At 70.3% G+C, this 15,230-nt stretch carries 14 protein-coding genes; 6 read left to right on the top strand and 8 right to left on the bottom strand.

Annotated features, from left to right (window positions below; all coding sequences use genetic code 11):
* Positions 1–912, bottom strand: coding sequence for a PaaX family transcriptional regulator (locus QQ657_RS35205; protein ID WP_284746634.1), 912 nt, complete (start codon positions 910–912; stop codon positions 1–3).
* Between the two features lie 143 nt (positions 913–1,055).
* Here QQ657_RS35205 and QQ657_RS35200 point away from each other — a divergent pair, with 143 nt between their 5' ends.
* From QQ657_RS35200 to QQ657_RS35185, 4 genes are all read left to right on the top strand, one after another.
* Entirely contained in the window at positions 1,056–2,693 is a 1,638-nt protein-coding gene (locus QQ657_RS35200) for an ABC-F family ATP-binding cassette domain-containing protein (protein WP_284746633.1), read from the top strand.
* A complete protein-coding gene (locus QQ657_RS35195) occupies positions 2,690–3,175 on the top strand; it encodes a GNAT family N-acetyltransferase (RefSeq protein ID WP_284746632.1) in 486 nt (161 codons plus the stop codon). The genes QQ657_RS35200 and QQ657_RS35195 overlap by 4 nt, the downstream gene beginning before the upstream one ends.
* 81 nt (positions 3,176–3,256) lie before the next feature.
* The gene (locus QQ657_RS35190; RefSeq protein ID WP_284746631.1) at positions 3,257–4,321 is read left to right on the top strand and encodes a hypothetical protein; all 1,065 of its coding nucleotides are present in this window, start codon (positions 3,257–3,259) and stop codon (positions 4,319–4,321) included.
* On the top strand, positions 4,318–5,697 hold the full coding sequence (locus QQ657_RS35185) for a GNAT family N-acetyltransferase (RefSeq protein ID WP_284746630.1): 1,380 nt from the start codon (positions 4,318–4,320) through the stop codon (positions 5,695–5,697). The genes QQ657_RS35190 and QQ657_RS35185 overlap by 4 nt, the downstream gene beginning before the upstream one ends.
* On the opposite strand, the gene QQ657_RS35180 is transcribed toward QQ657_RS35185, so the two are convergent.
* The 4 genes from QQ657_RS35180 to QQ657_RS35165 all read right to left on the bottom strand — a co-directional run bounded on the left by QQ657_RS35180 (position 5,694) and on the right by QQ657_RS35165 (position 10,939).
* A complete protein-coding gene (locus QQ657_RS35180) occupies positions 5,694–6,515 on the bottom strand; it encodes a carbohydrate ABC transporter permease (RefSeq protein ID WP_284746629.1) in 822 nt (273 codons plus the stop codon). The genes QQ657_RS35185 and QQ657_RS35180 overlap by 4 nt on opposite strands.
* Entirely contained in the window at positions 6,512–7,483 is a 972-nt protein-coding gene (locus QQ657_RS35175) for a carbohydrate ABC transporter permease (RefSeq protein ID WP_284746628.1), read from the bottom strand. Before QQ657_RS35175 ends, QQ657_RS35180 begins: the two co-directional genes overlap by 4 nt.
* Positions 7,465–8,739 carry an extracellular solute-binding protein gene (locus tag QQ657_RS35170; RefSeq protein ID WP_284746627.1) on the bottom strand — a complete coding sequence of 425 codons (1,275 nt, stop codon included), beginning with the start codon at positions 8,737–8,739 and terminating at the stop codon, positions 7,465–7,467. The genes QQ657_RS35175 and QQ657_RS35170 overlap by 19 nt, the downstream gene beginning before the upstream one ends.
* Positions 8,740–8,851: 112 nt before the next feature.
* The gene (locus QQ657_RS35165; RefSeq protein WP_284746626.1) at positions 8,852–10,939 is read right to left on the bottom strand and encodes an alpha-galactosidase; all 2,088 of its coding nucleotides are present in this window, start codon (positions 10,937–10,939) and stop codon (positions 8,852–8,854) included.
* Between the two features lie 380 nt (positions 10,940–11,319).
* On the opposite strand from QQ657_RS35165, the gene QQ657_RS35160 reads away from it, so the two are divergent.
* Complete coding sequence (locus QQ657_RS35160) at positions 11,320–11,544, top strand: hypothetical protein (protein WP_284746625.1); 225 nt, start codon at positions 11,320–11,322, stop codon at positions 11,542–11,544.
* On the opposite strand, the gene QQ657_RS35155 is transcribed toward QQ657_RS35160, so the two are convergent.
* On the bottom strand, positions 11,507–12,451 hold the full coding sequence (locus QQ657_RS35155) for a methionyl-tRNA formyltransferase (RefSeq protein WP_284746624.1): 945 nt from the start codon (positions 12,449–12,451) through the stop codon (positions 11,507–11,509). The genes QQ657_RS35160 and QQ657_RS35155 overlap by 38 nt on opposite strands.
* A 115-nt stretch (positions 12,452–12,566) precedes the next feature.
* Here QQ657_RS35155 and QQ657_RS35150 point away from each other — a divergent pair, with 115 nt between their 5' ends.
* A complete protein-coding gene (locus tag QQ657_RS35150; protein WP_284746623.1) occupies positions 12,567–13,877 on the top strand; it encodes a lysine N(6)-hydroxylase/L-ornithine N(5)-oxygenase family protein in 1,311 nt (436 codons plus the stop codon).
* On the opposite strand, the gene QQ657_RS35145 is transcribed toward QQ657_RS35150, so the two are convergent.
* Together QQ657_RS35145 and QQ657_RS35140 are read right to left on the bottom strand one after the other, a co-directional pair.
* Entirely contained in the window at positions 13,864–14,349 is a 486-nt protein-coding gene (locus QQ657_RS35145) for a DinB family protein (protein WP_284746622.1), read from the bottom strand. The genes QQ657_RS35150 and QQ657_RS35145 overlap by 14 nt on opposite strands.
* Before the next feature lie 75 nt (positions 14,350–14,424).
* Positions 14,425–15,228: an ABC transporter ATP-binding protein gene (locus QQ657_RS35140; protein WP_284746621.1), complete on the bottom strand. Its 804-nt coding sequence runs from the start codon at positions 15,226–15,228 to the stop codon at positions 14,425–14,427.
* Between the last annotated feature and the right edge of the window lie 2 nt (positions 15,229–15,230).

Genomic DNA, 15,230 nt, shown 5'->3' with positions numbered 1-15,230 from the left:
TCACCCTGCTTCTTCGGCGGCGACGATGTCGTCCCAATACTGCTGGGCCTCCGGGCGCCAGTCGACGTGTTTGTGATGGAACAGTTCCGCCGCTTTCGTCCCGCTCCACTTCGCCGGCAGGAGCTCGGCGGGCAGCTGCGGGTCGAGGAACGGGAACCGCCGCCACTCGTGCACCAGCTCGGTCTGCGCGCGCAGCACAGCGCGGCCGCCGGTGGGGTGCAGGCCGGTGAACCGGTCGATGAAGTCCTCGTAGCGGTCCTTCAGCTCGGTCAGGTCCCACGATCGGGCGACCATCGTCTCCTGTTCGCCCACCTCGCCGTAACCGGCGGTGAAGGACATCGCCTGGGCGTCGAGGCCGAGCTCGCTGACGATCTGCTGGGCCTCCCGCTGGCGGGACAGGTCCGGGCTGACCCACACGCCGGCGACGGGCGAGCCGAAGCCCGCCCAGGTCAGGCGCGTGCGCAGGCGGTGGCGCAGGTCGCGCTTGGCCTCCGGCACGGAGACGATCAGCATCAGCCACTGGCCGTTCCAGGGGCGCTCTTCGCGGCCGAACGCGTAGATCCGCTCGGCGCCTTCGGTCAGGAGCCGGCGGCCCGGCGGCGTCAGCGACCAGCGCACGCGGCGCCCGACGCGCTCGGAGACCATCCAGCCCTCGGCGGCGGAGCGGGCCAGCGCCTGCCGCGCCGACTTCTCCTCGATGTCGAGGATGCCGAGCACCTCGACCAGCATCGACGTCCAGACCGGCTTGTCCCGCGGCAGCGTGTACTCGCCGAGCACGGTCATCAGCAGCGACCGCGCGCTGGCGTGGCTGACCTCGCGCCGCCGGCTCACCGTGGGCCGGGGCGCGGACGGGCGGCCTTCCCTCGGTTTCGGCCTTCGGCCGAGGGTGACCGGGGGAGCGGATTCGCCCATGCTGTTTCACCTCACTGCTCGGGAGTATCGACAACCGAACAGATTACCCACACTGAGTGATCAAAGCGCCACCGGACACACACAGTCGGTGGGTTTGACCATGATCTGACAGTTCAGCACGGGCCCGTAGACTTGGCTACCTCATGAGCGCAACTCTCGTCGCGAAGGACCTGGCCGCGGGCCACGGTGACCGCATCCTCTTCTCCGGCCTCGACCTCGTGGTCGCGCCCGGCGACGTCGTCGGCTTGGTCGGCGTCAACGGCGCCGGGAAGTCGACGCTCCTGCGGACGCTGGCCGGGCTCGCCAAGCCCGATGACGGCGAGATCCGGCTGAACCCGCCAACCGCGACCGTCGGGCACCTGCCCCAGGAGCCCGAGCGGCGCGAAGGCGAGTCGGTGCGCGCCTTCCTGGCGCGGCGCACCGGCGTGGCCGCGGCGCAGGCGGACCTCGACGCGGCGACCGAAGCCCTCACCGCGGGCGAAACCGGTGCGGACGACCGCTACGCCGTGGCCCTCGACCGGTGGCTCGACCTGGGCGGCGCCGACCTCGACGAACGGGCCGCCGAAGTGGCGGCCGACCTCGGGCTCGCCGTCGACCTGGACCAGCCGATGACGTCGCTCTCGGGCGGGCAGGCCGCGCGCGCCGGGCTCGCGTCGCTGCTGCTGAGCCGCTACGACGTCTTCCTGCTCGACGAGCCGACCAACGACCTCGACCTGGACGGCCTCGCTCGGCTGGAGCGGTTCGTGTCCGGGCTGCGGTCGGCGACCGTGCTGGTCAGCCACGATCGCGAGTTCCTCGCCCGGACCGTCGACCGCGTCGTCGAGCTGGACCTGGTGCAGCAACAGGTCAACGTCTACGGCGGTGGCTACGAGGCCTACCTCGAAGAACGCGAGGTCGCGCGCCGGCACGCGCGTGAGGACTACGAGGAGTTCGCCGACACGAAGTCCGCGCTCGAAGCGCGCGGGCGGATGCAGCGGGCGTGGATGGAGAAGGGCGTCAAGAACGCCCGGCGGAAGCAGCCCGACAACGACAAGAATGCCCGCAAGTTCCGCGCGGAGGCGACCGAGAAGCAGGCGTCGAAGGCCCGGCAGACCGACCGGATGATCGAGCGTCTGGACGTCGTCGAGGAGCCGCGCAAGGAGTGGGAGCTGCGGATGGAGATCGCCGCGGCCCCGCGGGCGGGCGCGGTCGTCGCGACCCTGCGTGGCGCGGTCGTCCGGCGCGGCGGGTTCACGCTCGGGCCGGTCGACCTGCAGATCGACTGGGCGGACAAGGTCGCCATCACCGGCGCGAACGGCGCGGGCAAGTCGACGCTGCTGGCCGCGATGCTCGGCCGGCTCGACCCGGACGAAGGCAGCGCGACGCTCGGGCCCGGCGTCGTCGTCGGCGAGGTCGACCAGGCGCGGCAGCTGTTCCTCGGCGACGGCCCGCTCGCCGAGGCGTTCGCGCGCGAGGTGCCGGAGCTGGCCGACGCCGACGTCCGGACGCTGCTGGCCAAGTTCGGGCTCAAGGCCGCGCACGTGCTGCGGTCCGCGGCGACGCTCTCGCCGGGCGAACGCACGCGCGCGGCGCTGGCCCTGCTGCAGGCCCGCGGCGTGAACCTGCTCGTGCTGGACGAGCCGACCAACCACCTGGACCTGGCGGCGATCGAGCAGCTCGAAGCGGCGCTGGACAAGTACCCGGGCACGCTCCTGCTGGTGACGCACGACCGCCGGATGCTCGATGCCGTGCACGTCACCCGGCGTCTCGAGGTCGACGGCGGCAAGGTCCGCGAGCTGTGATCGTCCGCGAGGCGGGTCGCGACGACGGCGACTTCCTCGCCGACATGCTCGTGGCGGCCGTCAACTGGTCGCCGGAGTGGAAGAAGAAGAGCCGCCGCCGGGTGCTGGCGGCACCGAACACCGCCCACTACATCGCCGGCTGGCCACGGGAAGACGACCTGGGCGTGGTCGCCGAAGCGGACGGCGAACGCGTCGGCGCGGCCTGGCTGCGCTTCTTCCCGCCCGGGGAACCGGGGTACGGGTTCGTCGCCGCCGACGTCCCCGAGCTGACGATCGGCGTCGCCGCCCCCTGGCGCGGACGCGGCGTCGGGCGGGCACTCCTGCGGGCGATCGAAGCGCGCGCCCTCGAAGCGGGCATCGGGCGGATCGCCCTGAGCGTCGAACGGAAGAACTTCGCGCAGCGGCTGTACCTCGCGGAAGGCTACGAGGTCGTGGGCGCGGGCTCCGCGGATTCCGACACGATGGTCAAGATCCTCACCTGATCCGGTATTCACTGCCGGTGTAACGACGTCCGGTACGGCTCCGACCTATCACCGTTCAGCGATCGAGTGGACGGCGGAGACATGACGGCCAACCGGAGCGAAGTTTCGGGCACCGAATCCTTGTGGCACATTTCGGGCGGCGTCGGCCCCCTGAAGATCAGCTTGGGGATCCCTTACCGGCCAGGGCTGATCGCCGACATCATCCGGGCCGAGATCGTGGACCCGCTGACCTTGCTGCTGCAGAAGGTGCTCCACACGACCGACTTCGTCGGGGGCATGCCTTCGTCGGTGCCTCGCCGGGACCGGATGCCGAAGGTGCTGGACGTCGACCAGCTCCGCGCCCGGCTCGGTCCGGCGAACCGCCCGCCGCGCCACCCGGAACCGGTGCGCGTCACCGGCGTGTTCTCACCCGCCGTGCTGCTCAACGCCGGGTGGTGGGAGCGCGCCAGGGGCGGCTCGGATCCGGTGCGCGGCAACGGTATCCAGCAGTGGACCTACGCGGGGTTCGAGGAATGGGCACCGTCGTGGGACTTCACCAGCGAGGACGGGCCGGACCGGTCGCGGTTCTTCCTGGGCCAGCTCGGCCGGGGCGACGAAGCGAACTCGATCCTCGTCGCCGTGGTCGGCGAGAAGGGCCGGGCGATCCGCAGCGGGATCATGCCGATGCTCCGGGAACGCGGGGTCGGCGCACTCAAGGCCGAGGTCACCGCGCTGCTCTGCCACCGGTCCCACTTGATGACGCGCAACCCGGCGCTGGGTGCCGCGGCCGCCCGGTGGCAGGGCGAGTTCGACTACTGCCTGCTGCTGGAGGCCGACCACCACCGGATCGACCCGATGCTCGAGGTCCCGGACTTCTACTCCGCCTACATCTGGCAGTGCTGGTGGGCCACCAAGGACGTCCCGGAGGGCCGGCCGCCGCGGCTGAGCGACTGCTATCTGCTCTGGGAACACACGGACCTGACCAACGTCGACGCGATCGAGTACAACCTCGACAGCCTGGCGCACAAGGCCGCTTACGTCAGCGAGCGCCGCGGCAAGCTCGAACTGCTGCAGAAGTCCGGCTTCCTCGTGCCCGGGGATTCCGCGCTCGGGTCGCGGGACTTCCAGCGGCTGCTCGGCTCGATCGGCGAGGATGACCGGCAGTGATCACCTTCCGGGAGCTCACCGCCCACCGGGACGACCTCGCCGTGCTGGCCGAGTTCCACCGGAGCCTCTACGTCGGCCTGTTCCCCGATCCGGACGAACGCGAGTCGCTCGCGAACATGGCCGGCTACCTGAGGCTGAAGGAACACGGCTGGTACGGCGCGAACGACTACCACATCGTCCTCGCGTTCGTCGGCGACCTGCTGGCCGGCGCCGTGATCGCCGACTACCTGGCCGAACCCGCCGCGGGGGTGATCGAGTACCTGCTCGTTTCGCCCGACGTGCGCGGCCGGGGTGTCGGCCGCGCGCTGATGGACCACATCGAGGCGGTGCTGGCCGCCGACGCCTCCGCCGGCGGGCGCGAACTCGCCGGGGTGGTAGCCGAGATGAACGATCCGCGCGCGGTGTCGGCCATGGCCGACACCCTCGATCCGGTCGCGCGAGCCCTGATCTGGCACCGGTACGGCTACGTCGGCCTCGACTTTCCCTACCGGCAGCCCGCGCTCTCGCCGGGACAGGCGCCGGTGACCGGGCTGATCCTGATCGGCAAGCCGCTGTCGGCGGCCTGGCGGGAACGCGTCCCGGCCTCCGCGATCATCCTGGTCGTGCGGGAATACCTGCGGTGGGCCATGCGGATCGAACGTCCCGCGGACTCGGCCGAGTACCGGTGCATGGCCGCGCACCTCAGCGCGCGGGACGACGTCGGCCGGCTGCCCTTGGACCGCTACGTCGGCCACGACGCCGCCCGCCCGCTCGACGTGCACGCGGTCACCGGCGCGGACGACCCGGACTTCGCCCGGACCCTGGACGTCTACCGGATCGCGTTCCCGCCCGGGCCCACGGCCGTCGGCGAGGACGAGTTCCGGCGCGCGGTCGCCGAGCCGGGCTACCACCTGTGGGCGTTGCGTGCGGAGCCTGCCGACCCGGCGCCGTCGGGGATGGCGTCGTTCCACGCATTCACCGCCGCCGCGCTGCTGGGCTACGTCACGCTCACGGGCCCGCTGCGTGGTTCGGGCCGGTTCCCGGCGCTCGTCGCCCGCCTCGAGCAAAGGCTGCTCGCCGACCGGCCGGAGGTCCGCGGCTGGTACGCCGAAATCGGCCCCGGCACCGACCCCGCGCCGTTCCACCGCGTCGGGTGCCGCGAACTGGCGGTCGACTACCGGCAGCCCGCGCTCGGCGCGAGCGAGGACGTGCCGTGTCGCCTGTTCTTCAAGCCGCCCGGCCGGAGCTACGACCCGCCGCGGCTGACCGTGTCCGACCTGCTGACCGACCTCGCCGAGCTGCTTTCCGCCGTGTACGGCGTGGCCGAGCCGCGGGAACACCCCACCTACCAACGGATCGCCGGGGGCCTGACCGCCGACGTCGTCCCGCTTCGCTAGCCCTTGGTCGCGCCGCCGGTCAGGCCCTTGACGAACTGCTTCTGCAAGGCCAAGTAGAAGATCAGCACCGGCAGCGTGGCCAGGAACATCAGCGCGAACACGCTCCCGAGGTCGGCCTGGTACTGGCCGATCGAGCGGTAGATGCCGGTCGTGATCGTGGTGCCCTGGCTCGGGCCGAGGATGATCAGCGGGTCGATGAAGTCGTTCCAGATCCACACGCCGAGGAAGATCAGCACCGACGCCGTCGCCGGGCGCAGCAGCGGGAACACCACCCGCCAGAACACCTGCATCCGGCTCGCGCCGTCGAGCAGCGCCGCCTCCTCCAGCTCCACCGGGACCCCGCGGATGAACCCGCTGAACACGAACACGCCGAACGGCACGTAGTACCCGACGTTGAACAGGACCAGCCCCTGCAGCGTCGCCATCAGATGGGTGACGCGCAGGACGTCGGTGATCGGGATGAGGATGACCTGCGGCGGGATCATCAGCCCGGCCAGCAGGACGAGCGTCAGGACCTTCGTCCACCGCTTGCCCGAGCGCGCCAGGTAGTGGCCGAGCATCGCCGACAGGACGGTCAGCACCAGGATCGACAGCACGGTGACGACGACGCTGTTGGTCAGGCTGACCCAGAACAGGCCGTCCGGGCGGGTCAGCACGGCGTGGATGTTGGCCAGCGTCGGCGGCAGCGGGAGGGACGCGGGGTCCTTCGCGATGAGATCGCCCTGCTTGAAGACGTTGGTCAGCACCAGGTACAGCGGCACGAAGAACACGGCGCCGACGACGAGCGCGACCGTCGGCCGCAGCCAGGCCCGGGTCACAGGTCCACCTCCCGGCGGCGGAGGAAGCCGAGCACGACCGTGGTCACGACCGCGACGATCACCAGCATCAGCACGGCCATCGCGGACGCGTACCCGACGTGGTTCGAGTCGAAGCCGGTCTGCAGCACGTCGAACGCGATCGTCGCGGTGGCACCGGATCCCGGGCCGCCGTTGGTGATCACCTTGACGTAGTCGTAGGTCTTGAAGGCGGAGATGAGCAGGACGACCGTGTTGATCGTCAGCGACGGCGCGAGCAGCGGCCAGGTGACGGCGCGGAACCGCCGCAGCGGCCCGGCGCCGTCGATCTCGGCCGCCTCCAGCAGTTCGGCGGGCACGCCCTGCAGTCCGGCGAGGTAGACGACGACGCAGAAGCCGAGCATCTGCCAGCACACGATCGAAGCGACCGAGTACAGCGCGACGTCCGGGTCGGACAGCCAGCCCGGCGGGTGCTCGACCCCCAGCGACCGCAGCAGGGTGTTGAGCGGGCCCTGGTCGTCGAGCAGCCGGGACCAGACGATCGAGACGACGACCGAGCTGAGGATCACCGGCGTGAAGAACACGCTGCGCAAAGCGTTGTAGAGCCAGCCTTTCCGGTCCAGCAGCAGGGCGACACCGAGACCCAGGACGTTCGGCACGATCACCACGATCAGCGTCAGGACCGTGGTGACCTTCAGCGCGGTCAGGAACTGTTCGTCGGTGAAGAGCAGCTTGTAGTTGTCGAGGCCGACGAACTTCACCGGTGGGTTGAACGGGTTGTAGTTCGTGAGGCTGTACCCGAAGCTGATCAGGATCGGGGCCAGCACGAAGCACAGGTAGACGAGCACACCCGGGGCACCGAACGACGCGAAGTGCCCCAGCCGCGGCAGGATCGGCTTGCGCCGCCGGCTTCGGGACGGCGCCCGGTGCGGCTTCGGGGGAGCGGGGGGACTGACGACGGCGGCCAACTGCGTCAGCCCGCCTTCGCCCACTCGGTGTCCAGGAACGCGCAGGCGTCGGCCACGGACTTGCGGCCGGTGATGACGTCCTGGGCGGCCTGGTCGACCTTGTCCTTCATCCCGGGCAGCAGGCCGTCGTCGGCGGTCTCCCACCGGAAGGCGTGCACGACGGCGTTCTGCTGGACGGCCTGGGTGTAGAGGTCGTAGCCGGCCTTGAAGGCCGGGCCGACGTCCGCGGGCGGGGTGTAGCCCTTGATCGCGGGGAACAGGCCGTCGGCCTTGACCGACGCGTCGAGCTGGTCCTTGTCGAGCTGGAAACCGAGCGCGAACTTCTTGGCGGCGTCGAGGTTCGCGGCCTTGGCGTTCACGATCATGCCGCCGCCGGTGTAGGCCGGGACGACGAGTTTGCCGTCTTCGGTGGGGAAGTTGAAGACACCGACTTCGAAGTCGTGCTTCTTGGTGTCGGCGTTGGCGGCGAACCAGTTGCCCATCGGGTACATCGCGCTCTTGCCGTCGAGGAAAGCCTGCTCGGTCGCGGCGTAGTCGCGGGACACGCTGGTCTTGTCCACGTACCCCTTCGCGGCGAGGTCGGCGAGCTTCGAGAACGCCGCCTGGAACGCCGGGTCGGTGAACTTGACCTTGTCCTGGCGGCGCTGGGCCAGCCAGTCGGGGATCTGGTTGTAGACCTCGGTGCTGACCAGGCCGGAGAGGATCATCGAAGACGGGAAGCCGTCCTTGCCGCCGCCGATGGTGAACGGCGTGCTGCCCTTGTCCTTCAGCTTGCCGGCGTCGGCCTCCAGCTCGGCCCAGGTCTTCGGCGTCGCGGTGATGCCCGCGTCGGCGAACATCTTCTTGTTGTAGTAGATCGGCGGGATGGTCTGGGTGTTCGCCGGAAGCTGGTAGTACTTCCCCTTCACGGGGTTGGCGTCGGGGAACTGGAAGTCCTTGAGCTCGTCCGGCGTCCACGCGTAGAGGTTGCCCGCTTCGGCGAAGCCCGCGGAGTCGACGGCGATCATCACGTCCGGGAACTGGCCCGACTGCAGGAGCTGCTTCGCGTACGACGTCCGTCCGTCGGCCGTCGGGGCGACGAGCTTCTTGACCTTGATCCCGGGGTTCTTGTCGGTGACGCGCTTGATGGCGGCGTCCCAGTAGGCCGGCGTGAGGTTCGGCGTTTCGAAGGTCAGGAAGGTGATCTCCTGCTCGCCGCCACTGCCGCCGGTGTTCGAGCCGACCGAGCATCCGCTCACGGCCAGGAGCATCGCCGCTCCGAGCGCCAGGGACCGCCTCATCGTTCCTCCCGCATGCCACCCACCATATGTGATGTACGACGCATTTGATCGGACCTCTGATGCGGTGTCAAGCGTCGAATCCCGTCGAATCCGAGGACGATCCGCCGAGAGATCAGATCTTTCGCCGCAATCGGAGGACGACGCTGGCGAAGTCGCCGGTCGGCAGGCCGAGGGGCAGCCCGCGGGCGAGCAGCACGGCCCCGCTGTGCGTGGTGCCGGCGTCCGAATCGACGTACCGGTCAGCGGGATCGAGGCCGTCGAGCCGCAACGGGCGCTCCGGCGCGTTGAAGTGCGCGGCCTGCCGGTAGGCGAAGACGACGGTTCGGTCTTCGTGGACGTATTGGAGCGCTGTGACGCCGTCGTCGGCGGGTGGCCGCAGCCGGTACAGCGCGCCGTGCTGGACCACGGGCCGGATGTCCTTGTAGAGCGCGATCAGCTCGCGGGCGAGCGCGAGGTCGTCGCCGGGCCAGTGCGCGATGTCGCCGCCGACGCCGAGCACGCCGGCCATGGCGACGTGGAACCGGAACCGCAGCGGCACCGAGCGGCCCGTGACGAAGTTCGGGTTGTCGGTGACCCACGCCGACATCGCGCGGGCCGGGTAGAGCTGGCCGTAGCCGTGCTGGATCCGCAGCCGGTCGAGGGCGTCGGTGTTGTCCGACGTCCAGACCTGGTCGGCGCGGGCGAGCACGCCGAGGTCGATCCGGCCGCCCCCGCCGCTGCACGCCTCGATGCGCAGGCTCGGGTGGTCCTGGCGGAGGCGGTCAATGAGCGCGTAAACGGCTCGGGTGTGCTCGACCCACAGGCGGTCCGGGTCCGCGTCGCCCGGCCAGCCCGCTTCGCTGAACGGGCGGTTCATGTCCCACTTGAGGAAGTCGACGCCGTGGTCGCCGACGAGCCGGTCGAGCCAATCGTGGGCCCAGGCCTCGACGTCCGGCCGGGCGAAGTTGAGGACGAGCTGGTTGCGCAGTTCGGACCGGCGCCGGTGCGGGTGGTGCAGGACCCAGTCCGGGTGGGCGCGGTAGAGGTCGCTGTCGGGGTTGACCATCTCGGGTTCGACCCAGATGCCGAACTTCATGCCGAGCGCGTGCACGGCGTCGACCAAGGGTTTGAGGCCGCCGGGGAAGCGGTCGCGGTTGACGTGCCAGTCGCCGAGTCCCGCGTGGTCGCCGGTCCGCGCGCCGAACCAGCCGTCGTCGACGACGAACAGCTCGACCCCGAGGGTGGCGGCGTGGTCGGCGAGGGTGCGCTGGTTCACCTCGTCGACGTCGAAACCCGTTGCCTCCCAGGAGTTGTAGAGCACGGGGCGCAGTTCCCGCGGGTGGGGCAGGACGTGCTCCCGGACGTAGGTGTGCCACGCGCGGCTCGCGGTACCGAAGCCGCCGTTCGTGTAGAGGCCCGCGATGACGGGTGTGGTCAGGGGGTTGCCGGGGCCGACACGCTGGGTGACGCCGTCTTGCCCGAAGCCGCCGCTGATCGTGAGCCTTTGCGTGGACGAACGGGTCGCGGTGAGGCGCCAGGACCCGCTCCAGGCGAGGGCGACGCCGTAGACCTCGCCGTGGCGTTCGGTGGCGGTGCCGTCGTCGACCATGATCCACGGGTTGGCGTGGTGCCCGGTGATCCCGCGCCGGCTCGCGAACGTCGTCTCACCGTGCGGCGCGGGGGTGCGGCGGAGCTGGGTTTCCGCCGCCCAGCGGCCGGTGACGTGGCTGAGCCGGTAGTCGTCCCGGATGGGCAGCACCCAGGTCGCGGAGTCGGCCCTGGTGACGTCGACCTCGGTGTCGGCGGTCAATTCGGTCCAGCGCTCGAGGACTTCGGATTTCAGGCGGTAGTGGAGGGTGATCCGGAGGGGGTAGTGGCGGTCTTCGAAGTGGATCCGCAGGTGGTCCTGGTGGATTTCGTGGTTCCGGTAGCGCCATTCGAGGGCGCGGGTGCCGTCGGCGAAGCGGATTTGCAGGGCGGGGGTCCAGTACTTGGTCCCGCCGTCGGCGGCGAGTTCGTCGAGGCCTTCGTTGGGGTCGTTGAAGCCGTCCCACCAGGGGAGGGGCTTTTCGAGGAGCTGCGGGATGTCTTCGGTGCGCAGCTTCGGGCCCCAGTAGACGTGGGCCGGGACGTCGTCCTCGTCGAGCCGGAGGGCGTAGGTGGTCGAGTCGTTGGTGAGTACCCAGGTCCGGTGGTCGTCGAGGAAACCGATCTCGCCCATGCGCGCCATCCTGGCGCCGGGGCGGCCGGCGGCCAAGGGGCGTCCCGATGACCGGAGTAATCACCGAGGACGGACGGCCGCGAGTACTACGCGCTCAGGTTCCCCGCCGCGCTGCTGCTGGTAGCTCCGAAGCGCAAGCGCCGCTCGGGCGGCGTCGTGTACAAGACCCGGCCGCCTCGGCGAAGAAGGAACCCGGCAGATCGAAGACTACGCGTCCATCGTCGCCATGAAATCGGCGTTGGTCCGGTACCTCTCCGGGATCTTCCTGGGAGCGGCGGCCGTGGCCCTCGGCGTTTACGCGGCCGTGATGCTGCCGCTGCCGGCCGAGCAGCGGCCGTCGGTCGGCTTTTGTCGATCATCGGTGCGGTTTCGGGGCGATCGTGTTCGTGCTCGTGACCGGCGGGCTGCTGCCGATCGCGACCTCGCTCACGGGCGAGAAGGTCCTGTTCTTCGCCGGGTTCAGCGAACGCTGGGCTCAGGACACCATCGTCCGGACGCTGCCCGGTCTGCCGGAGGCCGCCGATCCGCGGCCCGCGGAGACCGGGCAGGGCAAGGACAACGGACCGGTCAAGGCCGGTCCGTCAGGTAGCCCCCCATCGTCTTGAAGTAGTCGGCCGCGGCGAGTTCCGTGCCGTCGGCCGTGCGGACGCGCTCCACCAGCAGGCCCGGTGACCGGCCGCGGCGCGCGTCCGGCCCGGCCACGATCACGACGCCCTCGCCCTCCCGGATGAAGATCCGGCCCGGCGTGCCGCCGTAGTGCCCCTGCGACACCGACGCGCGCAGGATCCGGAGCTCTTCGCCCCGGTGGTGGGTGAACGCGTTCGGGTACGGGTCGGACAGCGCGCGCACGAAACGCTCGATGTCGGCGGGCGCGGACGTCCAGTCGATGAGACTGTCCCGCGCCGCGCGCTTGTGGAAGAAGCTCGCCTTCGTGCGGTCCTGCGGCACCGGGGTGTAGCCGGTCTCGATCATCGAGATCGCTTCGGCCGTGATCGGCGCGATCAGGTCCACCGTGCGGTGGAACAGGTCCGTCGTCGTGTCCGCGGGCCCGACCGCGATTGCTCGCTGCAGGACGATGTCGCCCGCGTCGAGCTCGCCGTCCATCATGTGGGCCGTCACGCCGACCTCCGACTCGCCGTTGATCATCGCCCAGATCAGCGGGGAGAAGCCGGCGTAGGACGGCAGAAGCGAGTCGTGGACATTCAGGGTGCCGTGGCGCGGCAGCTCGAAGATCTCCGGCGGCAGCCACGTGCGCCAGTTGTTCGCCACGATCAGGTCGAGCTCCGCCGTCTTCAGTTCGGCCAGCAGCTCGGCGTCGTCCGGGCGGTTGCGCAGCAGGACGCGGATGCCGTTGGCCTCGGCGAGGTCGGCGACCGAGTCGGCCCAGATCCGCTCGTAGGCGTGGTCGCTCTTCGGGTGCGTGACCACGAGGGCGACCTCGTGACCGGCGTCGATGAGCGCTTGGAGGGTCCGGTGCCCCCAGGTCTGGTAGCCGAACATCGCCACGCGCATTCGAGAGTGCCCTTTCGTGATCGGGGGACGAACATCACCACGAACGTACTAGGCGAGGCTCGCCTAAGTTAGGTTAGGGTTCCCTGAACGGTACCGGAGCGCGCAAGGGAGCAACATGACTGCAGAGGCCGGCGAACAGATCCCGATCTACGACGTCGTCGGGGTGGGCTTCGGCCCGTCGAACCTGGCCCTCGCCATCGCTCTCGCCGAGCACAACGCGGGCCCGGGGGAGCCGGTGACCGCGCACTTCCTCGAGCGGCAGCCGCGCTTCGGCTGGCACCGCGGGATGCTGATCGACACCGCGACCATGCAGGTGTCGTTCCTCAAGGACCTGGTCACCATGCGCAACCCGACCAGCGAGTTCAGCTTCCTCAACTACCTCTCCTCGGTGGGGCGGCTGGTCGACTTCATCAACCACAAGAACCTGTTCCCGCTGCGCGTCGAGTTCCACGACTACTTCGAGTGGGCGGCCGCGAAGGTCGACGACGTCGTCTCCTACGGCACCGAGGTCGTCGCGGTGAAGCCGGTGTACGACGGTCCGGAAGTCGCCTACTTCGACGTCGAGGCTTCGGACGGTTCGTCGCTGCGCGCCCGGAACCTGGTGGTGGGCACGGGCTTGCGGCCCCAGCTCCCCGAGGGCGTCACCGCCGGCGACCGGGTCTGGCACAACAGCGAGCTGCTGTTCCGGGTGGACGCCTTGCGCGGCACCGATCCTCGCCGGTTCGTCGTGGTCGGTGCCGGGCAGAGCGCGGCGGAGGTCGCGGCGCTGCTGCACGACGAGTTCCCGCGCGCCGAGGTGTGCGCGGTGTTCGCGCGCTACGGCTACAGCCCGGCCGACGACAGCTCGTTCGCGAACCGCATCTTCGACCCGGACGCGGTCGACCAGTTCTACCGCGCGGGCGAGCCGGTCAAGGACCGCCTGATGCGCTACCACGGCGCGACGAACTACTCGGCCGTCGACATCGACCTGATCGACGAGCTGTACCGCCGCATGTACCGCGAGAAGGTGCTAGGCGTGGAGCGGCTGCGGCTGTTCAACGTCTCGCGCCCGGTCGAGGTGACCGGCACGGGAACGGTGACGGTCGAGTCCCTGACGACGGGTGCGCAGACGGTGCTGGAGGCCGACGCGGTCGTCTACGCGACGGGCTACCGCCCGGCGGACCCGACCCCGCTGCTGGGCGAGCTCGGCGCACGCTGCCTGCGCGACGACGAAGGGCGCCTGCGCGTCGAGCGCGACTACCGGCTCACGACGGAGCCGCCCCTGCGCGGCGGGATCTACCTGCAGGGCGGCACCGAGCACACGCACGGGATCACGTCGTCGCTGCTGTCGAACACCGCGGTGCGGGTGGGCGAGATCCTGCAGTCCATTGTGGACCGGCGCGTGGTCGCGGCACCCGAGGGGGAGTACGCCGTCAGCGCGCGGTGAGCTGCTCCCGGAGGATGTCGCTGTGGCCGGCGTGGCGGGCGAAGTCCTCGATCAGGAGCAGGTAGACGAACCGGAGGTTGACCTCGCCGAGGACGTCGTGCGTCCGGACGTCGTCGAGTTCGAAGCGGGCCGCGATCTCGCGTGAGCGCGCACTGGCCCGCTCGAACTCGGCGATCACGTCGTCGAGGGTTTCGTCGTCGGTGACGACGAAACTGGCGTCGCCCGGGGTCGTCGGGCCGTCGCACTCGGACTCGGTGAGGCCGAGCAGGAAGAGCTGGAACCAGCGGCGTTCGGCCATTGCGGCGTGCTTGACGAGGCCGATCGGCGTGGTCAGGGACGTGACCAAGCGCCGCCGGACGTCGGTTTCGGACAGGCCGCGCGCGGTGTCGGCGACCGCGCGGCGCTGGCGGTCCATCGTCGCCTCCAGCAGGAGACGCTCGGATCCGGTGGTGATTTCGGGCAGCACGAACACAGGTCAGCTCCAAAGGTGGGGTGGTGGCCGGACGGACCTCGGAACGACACGAGGCGGGCCGCAGTCAGCATAGCGCTAGTTCAGCGGCGCCGGGTGGTGGCGGCTGATCGGGATCACCATCGGCGTCCCGCTCACCGGGTCCGGCGTCACCTGGCAGCGCACGTCGAACACCTCGTCCACGAGCTCCTCCGTGATCACCTCCACCGGCTTGCCCGCTGCCACGATCCGCCCGGACTTCATCGCGATCACGTGGTCGGCGTAGCGGCACGCCTGCGGCAGGTCGTGCAGCACCATGACCACCGTCCGGCCCTCGCCGCGGTTGAGGTCGACCACCAGGTCCAGCACGTCGATCTGGTGGGCCAGGTCGAGGTACGTCGTGGGCTCGTCCAGCAGCAGCACCGGGGTTCCCTGCGCGACCGCCATCGCGATCCACGCCCGTTGCCGCTGGCCGCCGGACAGCTCGTCCACCGGGCGGTCGGCGAGGTCCGTCATCTCCGTGGCCTGCAACGCCGACGCCACTGCGCCTTCGTCCGATGTGGACCACTGGCGCCACCAGCTCTGGTGCGGGGCGCGGCCGCGGCCGACGAGGTCCGCCACCGTCATTCCCTCCGGCGCGACCGGGGACTGCGGCAGGATCCCGAGCTGCTGGGCGACCTGGCGGGTGGGCAGGTCGTGGATCGAGCGGCCGTCGAGGTACACCCCGCCCGACTTCGGCGTGAGCAGCCGGGCGAGCGTGCGCAGCAACGTCGACTTCCCGCACGCGTTCGGCCCGACGATCGCCGTGATCTGCTCCGGCGGGATGTCGAGGTCGAGGCCGTCGATGACGACCCGGTCGTCGTAGGCGACGCGGAGGTCCTGCACCCGCAAGGACGGTGTCATCT

Origin of the sequence: Amycolatopsis ponsaeliensis (genome assembly GCF_030182635.1) — a bacterium.
Classification (GTDB): domain Bacteria; phylum Actinomycetota; class Actinomycetes; order Mycobacteriales; family Pseudonocardiaceae; genus Amycolatopsis; species Amycolatopsis ponsaeliensis.
This window is presented reverse-complemented; position numbering and strand designations above follow the sequence as displayed.